Annotated in this window: 16 protein-coding genes and 1 pseudogene; 9 read left to right on the plus strand and 8 right to left on the minus strand. The window is 34.7% G+C overall.

Going from position 1 to position 15725, the window contains the following annotated elements; genetic code table 11:
- Positions 1 to 405: 405 nt before the first annotated feature.
- The 3 genes from QMN76_RS03065 to ssb form a co-directional block, all read right to left on the minus strand.
- A complete protein-coding gene (locus QMN76_RS03065; protein ID WP_034336505.1) occupies positions 406 to 870 on the minus strand; it encodes a NanQ anomerase/TabA/YiaL family protein in 465 nt (154 codons plus the stop codon).
- 6 nt (positions 871 to 876) lie between these two features.
- Positions 877 to 1218, minus strand: a complete 342-nt coding sequence (locus QMN76_RS03070; protein WP_034336502.1) for a hypothetical protein — start codon at positions 1216 to 1218, stop codon at positions 877 to 879.
- Positions 1219 to 1295: 77 nt separating this feature from the next.
- Entirely contained in the window at positions 1296 to 1823 is a 528-nt protein-coding gene (gene ssb / locus QMN76_RS03075) for a single-stranded DNA-binding protein (protein WP_282023804.1), read from the minus strand.
- Positions 1824 to 2056: 233 nt separating this feature from the next.
- On the opposite strand from ssb, the gene QMN76_RS03080 reads away from it, so the two are divergent.
- From QMN76_RS03080 to QMN76_RS03090, 3 genes are all read left to right on the plus strand, one after another.
- Positions 2057 to 2833 carry a class I SAM-dependent methyltransferase gene (locus QMN76_RS03080; protein WP_282023803.1) on the plus strand — a complete coding sequence of 259 codons (777 nt, stop codon included), beginning with the start codon at positions 2057 to 2059 and terminating at the stop codon, positions 2831 to 2833.
- Between the two features lie 93 nt (positions 2834 to 2926).
- A complete protein-coding gene (gene uvrA / locus QMN76_RS03085) occupies positions 2927 to 5806 on the plus strand; it encodes an excinuclease ABC subunit UvrA (RefSeq protein WP_282065729.1) in 2880 nt (959 codons plus the stop codon).
- Positions 5796 to 6338: a hypothetical protein gene (locus QMN76_RS03090; RefSeq protein ID WP_282023801.1), complete on the plus strand. Its 543-nt coding sequence runs from the start codon at positions 5796 to 5798 to the stop codon at positions 6336 to 6338. Before uvrA ends, QMN76_RS03090 begins: the two co-directional genes overlap by 11 nt.
- A gap of 112 nt (positions 6339 to 6450) precedes the next feature.
- Here QMN76_RS03090 and QMN76_RS03095 read toward each other — a convergent pair whose 3' ends face one another.
- From QMN76_RS03095 to QMN76_RS03100, 3 genes and pseudogenes are all read right to left on the minus strand, one after another.
- Positions 6451 to 6966 (minus strand): hypothetical protein, encoded by a 516-nt coding sequence (locus tag QMN76_RS03095; protein WP_282023800.1) that lies wholly within the window; start codon positions 6964 to 6966, stop codon positions 6451 to 6453.
- A gap of 71 nt (positions 6967 to 7037) precedes the next feature.
- Positions 7038 to 7157, minus strand: a pseudogene (locus QMN76_RS10995) (hypothetical protein); the annotation flags it as partial.
- Between the two features lie 12 nt (positions 7158 to 7169).
- Entirely contained in the window at positions 7170 to 8186 is a 1017-nt protein-coding gene (locus QMN76_RS03100; protein WP_282023799.1) for a tetratricopeptide repeat protein, read from the minus strand.
- A 749-nt stretch (positions 8187 to 8935) separates the two neighbouring features.
- Here QMN76_RS03100 and QMN76_RS03105 point away from each other — a divergent pair.
- The 5 genes from QMN76_RS03105 (at position 8936) to QMN76_RS03125 (ending at position 13372) form a co-directional block, all read left to right on the plus strand.
- Entirely contained in the window at positions 8936 to 9274 is a 339-nt protein-coding gene (locus QMN76_RS03105) for a P-II family nitrogen regulator (RefSeq protein WP_034338735.1), read from the plus strand.
- A gap of 100 nt (positions 9275 to 9374) precedes the next feature.
- Positions 9375 to 10805: a type I glutamate--ammonia ligase gene (gene glnA / locus QMN76_RS03110; protein WP_152534180.1), complete on the plus strand. Its 1431-nt coding sequence runs from the start codon at positions 9375 to 9377 to the stop codon at positions 10803 to 10805.
- A 321-nt stretch (positions 10806 to 11126) separates the two neighbouring features.
- Positions 11127 to 11789, plus strand: coding sequence for a transaldolase family protein (locus QMN76_RS03115; RefSeq protein ID WP_034336488.1), 663 nt, complete (start codon positions 11127 to 11129; stop codon positions 11787 to 11789).
- A 114-nt stretch (positions 11790 to 11903) separates the two neighbouring features.
- Positions 11904 to 12881: a GTP-binding protein gene (locus QMN76_RS03120; protein ID WP_282023798.1), complete on the plus strand. Its 978-nt coding sequence runs from the start codon at positions 11904 to 11906 to the stop codon at positions 12879 to 12881.
- Positions 12882 to 12994: 113 nt separating this feature from the next.
- The gene (locus tag QMN76_RS03125; protein ID WP_282023797.1) at positions 12995 to 13372 is read left to right on the plus strand and encodes a hypothetical protein; all 378 of its coding nucleotides are present in this window, start codon (positions 12995 to 12997) and stop codon (positions 13370 to 13372) included.
- Here the strand turns inward: QMN76_RS03125 and ruvX are convergent.
- Entirely contained in the window at positions 13359 to 13826 is a 468-nt protein-coding gene (ruvX, locus tag QMN76_RS03130) for a Holliday junction resolvase RuvX (protein ID WP_034336478.1), read from the minus strand. The genes QMN76_RS03125 and ruvX overlap by 14 nt on opposite strands.
- A 111-nt stretch (positions 13827 to 13937) precedes the next feature.
- Here ruvX and QMN76_RS03135 point away from each other — a divergent pair, with 111 nt between their 5' ends.
- On the plus strand, positions 13938 to 14939 hold the full coding sequence (locus QMN76_RS03135) for an NAD(P)H-quinone oxidoreductase (protein WP_282023796.1): 1002 nt from the start codon (positions 13938 to 13940) through the stop codon (positions 14937 to 14939).
- Here QMN76_RS03135 and QMN76_RS03140 read toward each other — a convergent pair.
- On the minus strand, positions 14934 to 15593 hold the full coding sequence (locus QMN76_RS03140) for a DNA-3-methyladenine glycosylase family protein (RefSeq protein WP_051461792.1): 660 nt from the start codon (positions 15591 to 15593) through the stop codon (positions 14934 to 14936). The genes QMN76_RS03135 and QMN76_RS03140 overlap by 6 nt on opposite strands.
- Between the last annotated feature and the right edge of the window lie 132 nt (positions 15594 to 15725).

The following is a 15725-nucleotide window of genomic DNA, read 5'->3' on the forward strand; positions in this document are numbered from 1 at the left end:
AAAATAAAGCACTTTAAAGCTTTGATAATCCTTTATTAACACAATATACATCAATATTAATAAATGGCTGTTTGGGCTTTATAAACGCTCTATCTCAAGACGATGATTAATTGTATTAACTATAATTTTTTTATATGAAAATTACAAGCAAGACTTGCTTAATATGAAATAAAGCACTCATAAATTTAGCTCTTTTGAAGAGTGTATTGCGCCTTATTTCAAAATTAAGGGAGGGATTACAGCTTAAATACTCGAAAAACTGTATAACTTAGCTAAACCCCTAAACGCTTAGGTATAATACAACCATAAAACACCTAATGTAATATGGATAAAACCTATAATTTATCAAAAATAAGTAAAACTAACTCATAAATATTACGTTCTTATAATATAAATTAAACTCATCTATAATTCGTCAACCGCAATTTTTACAATAATTTTACGAATAGACACCGGTTGTGTTACGCAACAGCAAGGCCTATGAATGTCATGTGGAAATAAAATGACATAGCTTCCCGGAAACAACTCAACAAAAGTTTCATGCTTCACTTCTTCGTAAAATTGAATATCTTTACCTAGTGCAAAAGGTTTATAGATGGGATTGTCTTGCGTATCGATAGCCGTGCCTATATATTCCACCCCAGAAATTAAATAATGAATATCAAGATATTTTTGGTGCTGCTCAGGCCTAGATTCTTCTTTTAGATGTGTAATTGTATCAACAACTTCTGCAAATATTTTTTCACCATCTATATCTATCTTTCCAGGAACTAATTGATGTAAATCAAGGTTTCGTAAAAACTCAAGCCCTCTATTTAAGATTGGTGGCAATGGGAAAGGTAAATTAGAATCAATATGCCAAAGTATCATTTAAAACTATCCATATAAATCATCATTTTCTTCTAAAGGTTTATCTATTTCGCGAATCTCTTTAGGTCTACTGAGTAAACAAAATAACATGCAAGGAATAGATAATGCCAATAAAATCATGCCAATTGAAAAAGCATAATCTTTATTTACTAAAGCATTAAAAACACCTTTATTCATATTTGTTGGGTAATCAGCCGCAAAATAAATCTCGTGATATCCCCAACATATTATCCCAGCCATCATCATAATAATAGTTATTGTAATTAGTTTTTTATGTCTGCTTCTGCCATATTGAGAAAGAAGCAAAAGAATAAAAGTAAAAATTAAAAAAAGAAGAACAAAAAACATATTATGAATACTTAACCGTTCAGTTTTTATAGTTTTAATATTAACATCACAAAATTAATAAAATTAATTCGTTATTTTTAGAATGGGATTTCATCATCTAAATCGTTATTTCCTGGCATAGAAGAATCCCAACCACCACCGCTTTCCTTATTTTTAGAAGAGGAAGATATAGCTGGACGTGACGTTGGCGCCATTGGAGGAGAAGAAGCATAATCATCACCATATTGTCCCATATCATCTCCACCACCACTGCGGTTACTATCAAGCAACACAAGCTCGCCACGGAAACGATCTACAACAATTTCAGTTGTATAACGTTCCATCCCTTGTTGATCAGTCCATTTACGGGTTTTTAATTGCCCTTCGATAAAAACTTTACGCCCTTTGCGCAGGTATTTTTCTGCCACATCAGCCAATCGTTCATTGAAAATAACAACGCGATGCCATTCCGTACTTTCACGACGTTCACCAGTTTGACGATCATTCCAGCTGTCACTGGTCGCCAAGGTCAAATTAACAACTTTTGTGCCCATCTGAGTATTACGAACGTCTGGATCTTTTCCTAAATTACCGACCAAGATTACTTTGTTAACACTGCCAGCCATTATTTCTTTACCTTATCAATTTTTTTTCAAATACACTTCTTTATACGTTTTTCTTTGCATAAGTTCAAAACTTTTAATTATTTTCGCAAAAGCTATTTATATAATGCTTTTAAATTATTATATTAATCTATCTATCTTAAAAAGACCAAAGAGTATTACGAGAAAAACTCTTTTAACTACTTTAATTTTTTAAAATATTTACCTATATGATAAAGGTTGAAGAGTCTTCAGATATGCAAGAACTTATTAAATACACTCATTGCCCCCTTTGCCATGATACAAAAATGACGTTAATTCGTAATGAAAACTGTCAAAATCATAAACGCTGGATCGCTCCACTGTCTACTCAAATGGTGTGGTTATCATGTAATTCTTGCAAACATATTTTCAGAGAAGGCTATTATACGCCAGAAGCTCTCGAAATTCTCTTTAAAGGTACCAATCCCGAACAACAAGTTGGATATCAAATTGAAAAGCAAAGACTTGTTTCTGCAAGAATGATTGATAAAGTTATCCCTTATCAAAATCATGGTGTGTGGCTAGATGTCGGTTTTGGTAATGGCTCTTTGTTATTTACAGCTTGTGAATACGGTTTTAAACCTATTGGTATTGATTTAAGAGAAGAAAATGTTACGAAATTACAATCATACGGTATCACAGCCTATAAAGTAAACTTACTTCACGTCGATAGTGATGATCCCATTTCAGTAATCAGCATGGCTGACGTTCTTGAACATATCCCTTATCCCAAAGAGGCCTTGCAAAAAACTTTTGAATTATTGGGAAATAAAGGCGTATTATTTCTTTCCTTACCTAACTCTGAATCAATCATTTGGAAAATTCGTGATGCTCAAAACATCAATTATTGTTGGAGTGAAATGGAGCATTACCACAATTTTTCAAGAACAAGACTATATAGCTTATTAAAAGAATGTGGTTTTATCCCAGTCAAATACGGTATCAGCGAAAGATATGGTATGGGTATGGAAATCGTTGCTATCAAAAAATAATCTAAATCATACTCTTTTTGTCAAGAATAGCATGATTTCTATTCAAAGTTATATTAGTATTCTTTAAAACCCTTAAACTTTATGTATAAAATCATGAATTCAAAAACAATATCTCCTCTTACTACAATTGTTGTAAGAGGTGCAAAAGTCCATAATTTAAAAAATATTGATGTTAATATCCCCAAGAATCAACTCACTGTCATTACCGGCCTATCTGGTTCAGGAAAATCATCACTAGCTTTTGATACAATTTATGCTGAGGGTCAAAGACGTTACGTCGAAAGCCTATCGGCTTATGCTCGCCAATTTTTGGAACTCATGGGCAAACCAGACGTTGAATCAATCGAGGGTTTATCTCCTGCTATTTCGATTGAACAAAAAACAACCTCTAAAAACCCACGTTCAACAGTTGGAACGATTACAGAAATTCATGATTATATGCGCTTGTTATGGGCACGGGCAGGAACTCCTTACTCCCCTGCTACAGGACTACCCATCGAAGCTCAAACTGTCAGCCAAATGGTTGATCGGATTATGGAGCTACCTGTACAAACTCGATTAATGCTATTGGCTCCTGTAGTTCGTGCACGAAAAGGCGAGTATAAAAAGGAGCTGGCAGAGCTGCAACGCAGAGGGTTTACGCGCGTCAAAGTTGACGGAAGTTTATATGATATTGATGATGTTCCAAACTTAAACCGCAAAATTAAACACACAATCGAAATAATTATCGATCGTGTTGTTATAAAACCAGAAATCGAAGGTCGCCTTGCGGATAGTTTTGAAATTGCACTTTCTTTATCTGATGGATTGGCCAGCGTAGAAGAAGTATTGCGTGATGATGAAAAAAGAAAACCTCTGACATTAAGCTTCTCGGCCAGATATTCATGCCCAGAAAGTGGGTTTACCCTTGAAGAGATAGAGCCTCGACTTTTCTCTTTTAATGCACCGCAAGGGGCATGCACTGCCTGTGATGGTATCGGCACAGAAAGCTTCTTTGATCCACAGCTTATCGTTCCAAATTCTACACTATCTTTGAAAGATGGTGCGATTTTAGCGTGGAAAAATACATCTATGCCTTATTATCAACAAGCATTGGAAAGTATTGCTAAACATTTTAAACTCAATAGCGATACACCATGGGAAAAAATTCCAAAAGAAGTTCAAGATACTATTTTATATGGTTCACAAGATGATATTCCCATTACGTATCATGACGAAAAACAATCTTATACATTAAATCAACCCTTTGAAGGCGTGATAAAAAATCTAGAAAAACGCTATCATGCAACTGACAGCCACTCTGTAAAAGAAGAGTTAAATAAATATCGAGCCGACTATCCTTGTAAAACGTGCCATGGGGCAAGATTAAAACCAGAAGCGTTATGCGTAAAGGTTGATCAAAAAAATATTGCTGAGATATCTGAACTTCCTATTCAACAAGCCCTAGATTGGTTTTCTAGTGTTGAAGGAACGCTTTCTCCACAAAAGGCTGAAATTGCACATCGTATCTTAAGAGAAATTATTGAGCGTTTACACTTCCTAAATGATGTAGGCCTTGATTATTTAACATTATCACGTGGTTCAGCCACCTTATCAGGTGGAGAAAGCCAACGTATTCGACTGGCTAGTCAAATAGGCTCTGGTTTGACAGGCGTTTTATACGTTCTTGACGAACCTTCAATTGGTCTACATCAAAGAGATAATGAGCGTTTATTGGGAACATTAGAACGCCTTAAAGGTCTTGGTAACACTTTGATCGTTGTTGAACATGACGAAGATACCATCAAAGCTTCTGACTATCTGATTGATATGGGGCCTGCTGCTGGGATTCTAGGTGGAGAAGTGGTTGCTGTTGGCACACCACAAGAAGTTGAAAATAATCCCAAAAGCCTGACAGGTGATTACTTAAGCGGCCGAAAATCTATCCCAGTCCCAGAAAAACGTCGAAAACTGAACAAAAAGCAATTATTAACACTTTCGGGAGCCACAGGGAACAACCTAAAAGATATCAGCGTTGATTTTCCTTTAGGAACCTTTATTGCTATTACAGGTGTATCTGGAGGTGGCAAATCTACTTTAATCATTGATACTTTATATAAAGCACTCTCAAGACAATTAATGGGGTCAAATGCAGTTCCATCCCCATATAAAATTATCAAAGGGTTGGAACATCTAGATAAAATTATTGATATTGACCAATCCCCTATTGGCCGTACACCTCGATCAAACCCAGCAACTTACACTGATCTATTTACTCCTATTCGAGAATGGTTTGCTGAACTTCCTGAAAGTCGTGCCAGAGGTTATAAACCAGGACGTTTTTCCTTTAACGTCAAAGGAGGACGCTGCGAGGCTTGTCAAGGCGATGGGGTCATCAAGATCGAAATGCATTTCTTACCCGACATGTTTGTGACTTGTGACGCTTGTAAAGGGGCAAGATATAACCGTGAAACCTTAGAGATTAAATTCAAAGGCCACTCAATCGCCGATATTTTAAACCTATCTGTTGATGAAGCTGTACCATTATTTGAAGCAGCCCCACGTATTTATGATCGTTTAAACATCTTAAAACAAGTTGGGCTTGGTTATATTCATCTAGGACAGCAAGCCACTACTCTTTCAGGAGGAGAAGCACAACGAATAAAACTTTCCAAAGAATTGGCAAGACGCGCCACAGGAAGAACACTTTACATTCTTGATGAACCAACAACAGGATTACATACAGAAGATGTGCGTAAATTGTTAGAAGTTCTACATACATTGGTTGAGCAAGGAAATACTATTATTGTGATTGAGCATAATCTGGAAGTCATTAAAACAGCTGACTGGGTTATTGACCTTGGGCCAGAAGGTGGAAGTGGTGGTGGGCAAATTGTTGCTACAGGCACCCCTGAAAATATCGCCAAAGTCAAACAAAGTTATACGGGGAAATTCCTAAAGCCAATTTTGAACAAAAAAAATAATGCTAATTGATAAATATTTGCCTTCTTATCACTTTAGTGAACAGCACTCTATTATCGTTAATTCAATACCGATTAAGGTATTATCCGCTGCTGTTCATTATGATACTCAAAGTGATTATTTATTTAAAATTGCAATAATATTACGAGAATTACCCAATAGAATTCTAAAGAAAGATAACACTCAAACAATAAAATCCTTTAGCATGAAGCAATTCACATGTCTTGAAAAAGTGAATGAACAAGAAATTGTTTTCGGTTTATTAGGGCGCTTTTGGGAAATAAACTATGGATTAAGTCCTTGTCAACATACTCAAGACTTCATATCATTTAACCAACCTAAGTCAGCAAAGCTTGTTTTAAACTTTCACGTCACGCCTTTGAAACATGGGAAAACATTACTATCAACTGAAACAAGAATATTTTGCATTGATAAATATTCTCTGCGAAGTTTTTCATATTATTGGTATTTAATTAGACCTGTCAGTGGATTTATAAGGCATAGAATGTTAAAGGCCATAGCCAAAAATTGTCAAATTCTCTAAATATCATTTTGTTTGGTTATATAATGAACCAATAACCCACTATGTTTAGTCTCAAAAATTAAAACTATTTATCGATAATCTTAACTCAACTAGCTCAATAAGAATATCAAATTTACTTTGATGTTCTTGAACATTTCTCAATACTTTCCAGTTTATTATTTTTGAGCAAAAACTGACAATCATGATATTCTTTGAACGTATCATTTTTAAAGTAACGTGCTATCAAAAGTCTACTATTCTTTTGATAAAATAACTGAATAAAAGTATTTTTACCTTCATCTGGATTAGATGTGAATTGATCCAGTAAGGCTGATAAATCTCGTTTATTTTCTAGATTGTTAAGCGTATAATAACGGCATCCTGCACCACAACTATGCAATCCAAGATAATATTGCCCTGCAAAATTAATCTTTACTGGATCAACACGTTTTCCCAACTCATCAACCCACATGTCTCCTTTGTAAGTATACCCTGATGGGATCTGAATAGGTTCCTTAGAAACATCTATTCTATACTGATCAAATAGCACCTGATTTTTGTTGAAAGAGTTAACATCAGTTGCCAATGCATTATTGATGCTGCTTCCAAAGAGTAAAATAGGAAATAAAAATAATTTATAAAATTTCATCAAATTCTCAAAATATAATAATAAGTTCATAATGTTAACGGTATGATTAATATATAATTATCATAATATTTTTATTGAAGCTCACCGTATGACTGACAACCTTGTTGGTTTTTATTTATGCATGCTTGTTTAAAATACTCCTTGGCTTTATTTATATCTTTAGGAACACTATTACCGTCGTTATACATTACACCAAGGGCATATTAAGCATCGGCATTATTTTGCGCTGCAGCTTTCTCAAACCAGTCTTTTGCTTGGAAAACATCTTCATCAACACCATTACCATTGTAGTACATGGCGCCTAAGTTAAACTGAGCAAGAGCATTTTTTTGTCGTGCAGCTTTCTCTAACCATCTTTTCCCTTCGACATAATTTACTGGGCCACCTTGACCATTAACATACATCAAACCAACGTTACACTGAGCCTCGGGGCCTCCTAATTCTGCAGCTTTTTCATACAATTCCTTTGCCTTGATATAACTTTGAGGGACACCTTTACCTTCATAATACATCAAACCGATATTGACTGTAGTAGCATCATATCCCATTGCGAGAGCTTTCAGAAAATACTCCATTGCCTTTTGATAATCTTGTGGCACCCCATGACCATCGTAATACATCAAACCCAGATTATTAAATGCACCTGTACTGCCATATTTAGCCGCTTCTTCGTATAGTTTTTTGGCTTTATCATAGTCTTTGGTAACGCCTTTCCCCTCATCATACATTAAGCCAAGCCCATTATTAGCACGACCATACCCTTGCTGAATTGCTTTTTGAAACAACTCCTTACTCTTTACATAGTTATGAGGCAAAATTTTACCTTCATAATACATTAATCCTAAATTCACTTGTCCCCGTGCATCTCCTAAAGAAACAGACTGTTCAAACAACTCTTTGGCTTTATCATAATCTTGAGGAACGCCATTACCTGTATAATACATCCACCCAAGGTCTGCTAATGCTCTTGAATCTCCTTGTGCAATGGATTTTTCAAAGAGTTCTTTTGCTTTGGTATAATCACGAATACCACCACCTCTATTTTCATAATACATATACCCCAGTTCATCTTGTGCTCTGGCATCCCCTTGATTTGCTTGCTGTTCTAAAACTGTTATATCTTTAGAAGTTATGGAGGTATTTTGCGCTTGAGCGAATGTGATTGGTAAAAAAGACAAAAAGCAAATTGCAAGTAATGTTTTTTTATTGGTATGCATCATGAATTATATTCCAAATTATTATTTTGTAATAATAATTGGATTTATATCAGTTTTATAGAAAATATTATATATTGTTTAGAGCTATTTTATATTTCACGACTCTATTCGAAAATTATTTATACTTTAAACACCGACTGGTAAAACCTGAATTCAATTTAAAAAAATTTAAAATTGATCCAAAACCTAAACTTCGTTTTTTTGGGAGCACTTAATACATTTGAACAACATTAGAATGAGCTTCGGTATTTTTTTCAAAGTATCTGACAATAATCAAGCGATCTTATTAAATTGTCAAAACATACCGAATATGCAAACACACACTCTTGGAAAATAAAATAGCCAACAATCGAATTCGAGCAAAAAAAGAACAACAACAGAGACTATTTAATACAATTTGCGATCACATTACGCTCATTTTTCAAGCGTATTAATTTTTTATCTATTAAAATATTTTCAATTATAAACTCTAAATTAATATTTCGAATGATATGAATTTAAGCACGTATTTTACTAATAAACCTCATTAATCTTACCTTTAAAATTATATTGCTTATAAAACAGACAGTCTGCTTAATTATTAGGCATATACAACGCTTATTTTCTAGTGTTTTCCTAATATTTCAATTTAATTTTTTACTGGACAACCCTGTATAAAATAGCTTTTAATATGCCCAGAAAAGACTAAATGACGCTATCTGAATAATTAAGCAAATCCTTTTGCTTAATTTTATTTAAGAGAAAATAGAATGATAAAAAAAATTGAAGCTATTATTAAACCTTTTAAATTAGATGAGGTTAAAGAAGCTTTACAAGAAATTGGTTTGCAAGGAATCACTGTTACCGAGGTAAAAGGTTTTGGCAGACAAAAAGGACATACCGAGCTTTATCGCGGTGCCGAATATGTTGTTGATTTCTTACCCAAAGTAAAGATTGAGCTGGTTTGTAGCGAAGATTTAGTAGAACGTGCAGTTGAAATTATTATGAATACAGCACGCACAGGTCGCATTGGTGATGGAAAAATATTTGTAATCCCTGTCGAAAATGCCATTCGTATCCGAACAGGAGAAAGTGGCACCGAAGCTTTATAATTACTATCATTCATATAGACTCTGAAATAATGACCGATTACGGTTTTCATATTCTTAAGTCAAAGAGACACAGGAAGAATTAATAATGTCTAACAATACAATGTCCGCCGATACCCCAAAAGAAGAAGCCATTGCAAAAGTAATGGATATAATCCAAGAAAACTCTGTTGAATTTGTGGATTTCCGCTTTACAGACCCTTGTGGTAAATGGCATCACACAACACAATATGTCACCACTATCAAAGCTGATATCTTTGAAGATGGAATTATGTTCGATGGCTCTTCTATCAAAGGATGGAAAGCTATTAACGAAAGTGACATGATCCTGATGCCAGATCCAACAACAGCAGTTATGGATCCATTCACAGCAAAACCTCAATTAATTTTAATTTGCGATATTATTGATCCAGCTACGGGCGTTGCTTATAATCGTGATCCACGTTCTACAGCAAAACTTGCTGAACAATATTTAAGATCAACAGGGATTGGCGATACAGCATTCTTTGGTCCAGAAGCCGAATTCTTCATTTTTGACAATGTTAAATTTGGGACAGGCCCTAACTTTGCTATTCACCAATTGGACAGTATCGAAGGTCCTGGCTCAAACTTGAAAGACTATCCAGAAGGCAATATGGGCCATCGTCCAGGTGTTAAAGGCGGATATTTCCCAGTTCCACCAGTAGATAGCGACAATGATCTTCGTGCTGAAATGTTAACCACTATGGGTGAAATGGGCCTTCCAATTGAAAAACAACATCACGAAGTTGCACAATCACAACATGAATTAGGGATTGAATTTTCAACATTAGTTCGCTCTGCTGATTACATGCAAATCTATAAATATTGTGTTCATAACGTTGCCCATTCCTATGGTAAAACAGCAACCTTTATGCCAAAACCAATTTATGGTGATAACGGCACGGGTATGCATGTGCATCAATCTATTTGGAAAGATGGCAAACCCAATTTTGCTGGTAATGGATATGCAGATCTTTCAGATCAAGCACTTTATTATATTGGTGGTATTATCAAACATGCCAAAGCATTAAATGCATTTACTAATCCATCAACCAATTCTTATAAAAGATTAATCCCAGGATTCGAAGCCCCTGTACTTTTGGCATACTCAGCACGTAATCGTTCTGCTTCTTGTCGTATTCCATATGTGACCAGTCCAAAAGCAAAACGGGTTGAAATCCGTTTCCCAGATCCAACGGCAAATCCATATCTAGCATTTGCAGCAATGTTAATGGCTGGGCTTGATGGTATTAAAAATAAAATCCATCCTGGCGATGCAATGGACAAAGATCTTTATGATCTTCCTCCAGAAGAATTAAAAGAAATCCCAACAGTTTGTGGTTCTTTACGTGAAGCACTTGATGCTCTTGCTGCTGATCATGATTTCTTATTAGCTGGTGACGTATTTACCAAAGATCAAATCGAAAGCTACGCAAAAATTAAATGGGAAGAAGTTTACCGATTCGAACATACACCTCACCCTGTTGAATTTGAAATGTATTATTCTGTTTAACCCTTGAATTAATGCCGTTTTGTTAAGCCTTCACAAAAAATTGATTTTTTTTATAATTATGGCTTAACAAAAATTATTTTTTGGATTACAATAATATCTATTGAAGCGATTAAAATATTCAATTCTTTATGCTCTTTTTAAATAAAATATTCTTAATAAAAAATATCAATATATGATGTTAAATTGCTGTTTTTATCTATTTAATTATTAATAAAATTACTATTTTTATTTATCTATTTAATATTTATTCTTTTATTAACCAATAATATAAAAAAAAATCATTTTGATTTCTTTTAATTCTAATAAAAGGCTTATGAGACTATGAAAATACTTTTAGATACCTCCGACGTTAAAGCAATCAAAAGAATCTCTGGTATGTTCCCAGTATGGGGTGTAACAACCAACCCTGCGATTGTAGCTGCAGGCGGTACTCCATTATTCGATCTTCTACCTGCAATCCGAGATGCTATGGGTGGAAAAGGAACGCTTTTTGCTCAGGTTATTTCTCCTACTGTTGAAGGAATGATTGATGATGCACAAAAACTACGCGAACGTGTAGAAAATTTAGTTGTAAAAGTGCCTGTAACTCCTTGTGGGTTAAAGGTTATTAAAGAATTAACTGCACAAGGTATCCCAACATTAGCAACATCTGTATATGGTGCAGCTCAAGGTTTACTAGGTTTACTAGCTGGTGCTCAATACGTTTCTCCTTATGTTAGCCGCATTGATGCTCAAGGTGGAAATGGTCCAGAAGTCGTATCTGAACTTCAGTCTTTAATATCAACACATTGCCCTGAAAAAGAACTAGTTGCTGCAAGCTTTAAAAGCCCAAGACAAGCTCTTGAATGTATGTTGATTGGTTGTAAAGGTATTACACTTCCTGTTGATATTTTTGATCTCTTTATTGCAGATCCTGCTGTTGGAATTGCAGTAAAACAATTCGAAGAAAAATGGCAAAATACTTTCCATCAAAATAATTTATAATACATCATTTTACTTTTTTTTTTAATTTAGATTATTTAAGCAAACGCGGAGCATTTTTTATGTTTCGCGTTTTATTTGTTATGAAATTGCTTTATTCATCATCGGAAATTAATAATGATACCCTCTATTCCTGTTTTTATACTTTGTGGCTTTCTAGGGGCAGGAAAAACAACGTTATTGAATTATATCCTGTATCACCAAACCACTCATAAAATTGCTATTATTGAAAATGAATTTGGAAATATAGCCATAGATACAAGTTTTTTATCTAATAGTAATACCGCAATACATATTACAACATTAAAAAATGGATGTATTTGTTGTAATAGCCATGCTGAGTTAGAGGTTTCTTTAAAAGAGCTTCTTGATCAATTAGACCGTAAAGAGGTTAACTTTACACAACTAATCATTGAATGCACAGGTATGGCTGATCCATCGCCAATCCTACGAACTTTTTTAACACATGAAATATTTTCTAAGCGATTTGATATCAAAGGCACAATCACAATAGTAGATGCTATTAATGCACTTTATCATTTTAAACATTTTAATGTTACTCAAGCTCAAATTGCTATGGCTGATTTAATCTTGCTCAGTAAAACTGATTTATCTACAGAACTTCTAGAACCATTGGTAAATCAAATACAACATATGAACAAAGTTGCTCCTATTTATAATCTTAAACACGGGCAACTTGATCTAAAGCTGTTGGATGAATTAAACTTTTTAAGTCCTAAACTATCACCAAAATCTTCTTTATTTTCATGCGTCCCCATTATTGACGATAAAATATCATATGACACAAAAGTAAATTCATTCGTTATTCATCGAAAGCAAGCATTTGATGCGGATAAACTATCTCGGTTGATAAATAAAATTCTTAAAGTTTTTGAAAAACAACTTATTCGCTATAAAGGAATTTTCAATATTCAACACAACCCTCATCGATTGATCTTCCAAGGCGTTCAACAAATCTATAACAGTGAATGGGGTGAGAAGTGGAATAATACTGAAGACCGTTACTCAGAAATCGTTTTTATTGGCGTAAAGCTACCTGAGGAAGAGTTTCATTATTTTTTTAATAAAATATAAAAATAAAATTATTTACAAAGTTTGATATTAATAACTAGAATGAACACATTCTAACCCTCTTTTTATCTTATAAAATCAACAGATATTAATTTTATAATCATATGTGATTGTACATGACCTTGAACCATTCTTTTTACAAATTCGCTTATTTATTTTTTATATGCAATTTACTTGTTGCATGCAGCCAATCACAAAAAAACATAGCTGTTATAGATAAAGTCCAAACAAACTATAATGATGCCTTTACTTTAAATGAACAATATATTAATGGGCAATATGGGCAACCTGACCCAGCATCATTCGAACGTCTTAAACGTTATCGATATGAAGCATATCAGGCTTTAATGGAGTTTAGAGGGCAATATAATAAACGAAACCCGATCCCTAAGGTATCAGAGGACAACGCCAAGATTAAGATTAACCAATATGTTTCTTATCTGAACGCATTGGGGGCAACATCTGCAACCAAAAATACCTTCACTGGTTTTTAGCAACGTCCAAAGCAGCCTGTAACATATAGCTTGCTGCCAATTTATCTACCACTTCATTACGTTTTTTTCGGCTTAAATCGGCCTCTTGTATAAGAAAACGATTAACTGCACTGCTGGATAAACGCTCATCCCACAAACATGCTGGCAATTGGCTGGCTATTGACACAGCGCTAATCCAGTCTTTCGCAGCTTGCGCTGCTGGGCCAAAATCACCATCCATTGAAAGAGGCAATCCGCAAACCAGCCCACCAACATGTTCTTTTTGTGCTAATTGCTGTATATATTGAGCAAAAATAGCGACTTTCCCTCGTTTAATGGTTTCAAAGGGTGAAGCCAACATTAAAGAAACATCGGACAAAGCCAGTCCAATTTGCTTGGAACCAGGATCTATTCCTAACAATCTATATCCTTTGGGAAGTTGTTGTATTAATTCATACGGGGTTGCGTACAGCATTTTACCTACCTGTAATAAAAAACTTTATTAACTTAATCTTGTAAAAAAGTTTTATACTTATTCATGTTACTATTATTTTTTAAGATACTCTTTTTCATAAGGCAACATGACATGAATGCACAACAGATGAAAGCTATTATTGTCCAAAATCCTGGTGGACCAGAAGAACTGATGATAAACATCCTCCCTATTCCACAATGCGCATCAGGAGAGGTTTTAATTCGTGTTCTTGCTGCTGGAATAAATCGTCCTGACCTCATGCAACGCAAAGGGTTATATCCTCCTCCTAAAGGAGCAAGTCCTTTATTAGGTTTAGAAATTGCTGGTGAAATTGTAACGGCGCCCTCCTCTTCTATCTTTCAATCAGGAGATCGCGTTTGCGCATTAACCAATGGCGGTGGATATGCTCAATATTGTGCTGTTCCTGAACAGCAATGCCTACCTTGGCCAAAAGATTTTAATGCTTATGAAGCGGCTGCATTACCCGAAACCTTTTTTACAGTGTGGACAAATTTATTTGAAATTGGCAAACTTCAGGCTGGAGAAAGCGTTTTGATTCATGGTGGCAGTGGGGGTATAGGCACAGCAGCTATTCAATTAGCCAAAAATTTTGGAGCAACCGTTTATGCAACCGTTGGCAGTCAAGAAAAAGGTGAAATTTGTAAAAAACTCGGCGCCGATGACGTCATTGACTATACGAAAGAAAATTTTGTTACACGTATTACTGAAATAACCGAGAAAAAAGGTGTTCAAATTATTTTAGATATTATGGGAGCAGCTTATTTAAACGCAAATATTGATTCATTGAGCGAAGATGGTCGCTTAGCCATTATTTCTTTTCAAGGCGGAATCAAAGCCAATGACGTTAATTTGGCAAAGATTGTTACTAAAAGATTAACAATATGTGGAAGCACTCTGCGACCCAGATCCTCCGATTTCAAAGGTCATATTGCCAAAGCCCTCTATGAACATGTATGGCCTTTACTGGCTATGCGAAAGATTTCTCCTTTGATCCATCAAATTTTTCCTTTTAATGAGGTTCGTAAAGCACATGAGATTATGGAATCTGGGCAACATAGTGGAAAAATGATTCTTGATTTATCTGATTTATAAAGTTAATGGATTTTGCTTTTCTTTTGGCTTTTTTTGATCGACAGCACGCCATAAATACCAAGCCCCTATGGAACGATAGGGGCTCCAAGATAGTGTCTTTTCTTTTAACTCTTTAGGTTTAGGTTGCTCGGTTAAATTCTTACAAATCTTCCAACCTTCACGTATACCAAAATCATGCACAGGCATGATATCCAAACGCCCCAATGTAAAGATTAGAAACATTTCCACTGTCCACTCACCAACTCCAGGAAGCTGTGTTAATAAATCGATCAGTTCTTGATCAGACATCGTTTGTGCTTGTATATAAGAAGGCACTTGCTCCTCTATAGTTGCCAAAGCGAGTTTTTGTAAGGTCGCAATTTTACGAAAAGAAAAACCACAATTACGTAACTCAGTATCATTAAAGGTTAAAAGTTGCTGGGCATCTGGTAAATTGCCATTATTTAACGCTTTCAACCGGTTTAATATTGCCGTTACAGCTTTGGCATGAAGTTGTTGCCCAGCTACAGCTTCTAGTAATGCAAAATAAGGTTCTTGTTTTTCCTTAACCTGTAATCTACACGTCTTTTCATACCACATTACTTTTGCAAGGTCTGGATCTGCCTCTTGCAAAAAGAGCATTGCTTTTTGTATATTTTCTTGCCAGCCAAGCATAATTTACTCTAAAAAAAATTATATTCTTGCATTTTTATCAAGAGTATAAAAATATTAAAAAAATACGATTTTGTTTCATTTCAATATCTTTGTTTTTACTCTATGAAATGATATTAGATACAATTCTTAGTA

Source organism: Commensalibacter papalotli (ex Botero et al. 2024) (genome assembly GCF_947179115.1).
GTDB lineage: Bacteria > Pseudomonadota > Alphaproteobacteria > Acetobacterales > Acetobacteraceae > Commensalibacter > Commensalibacter papalotli.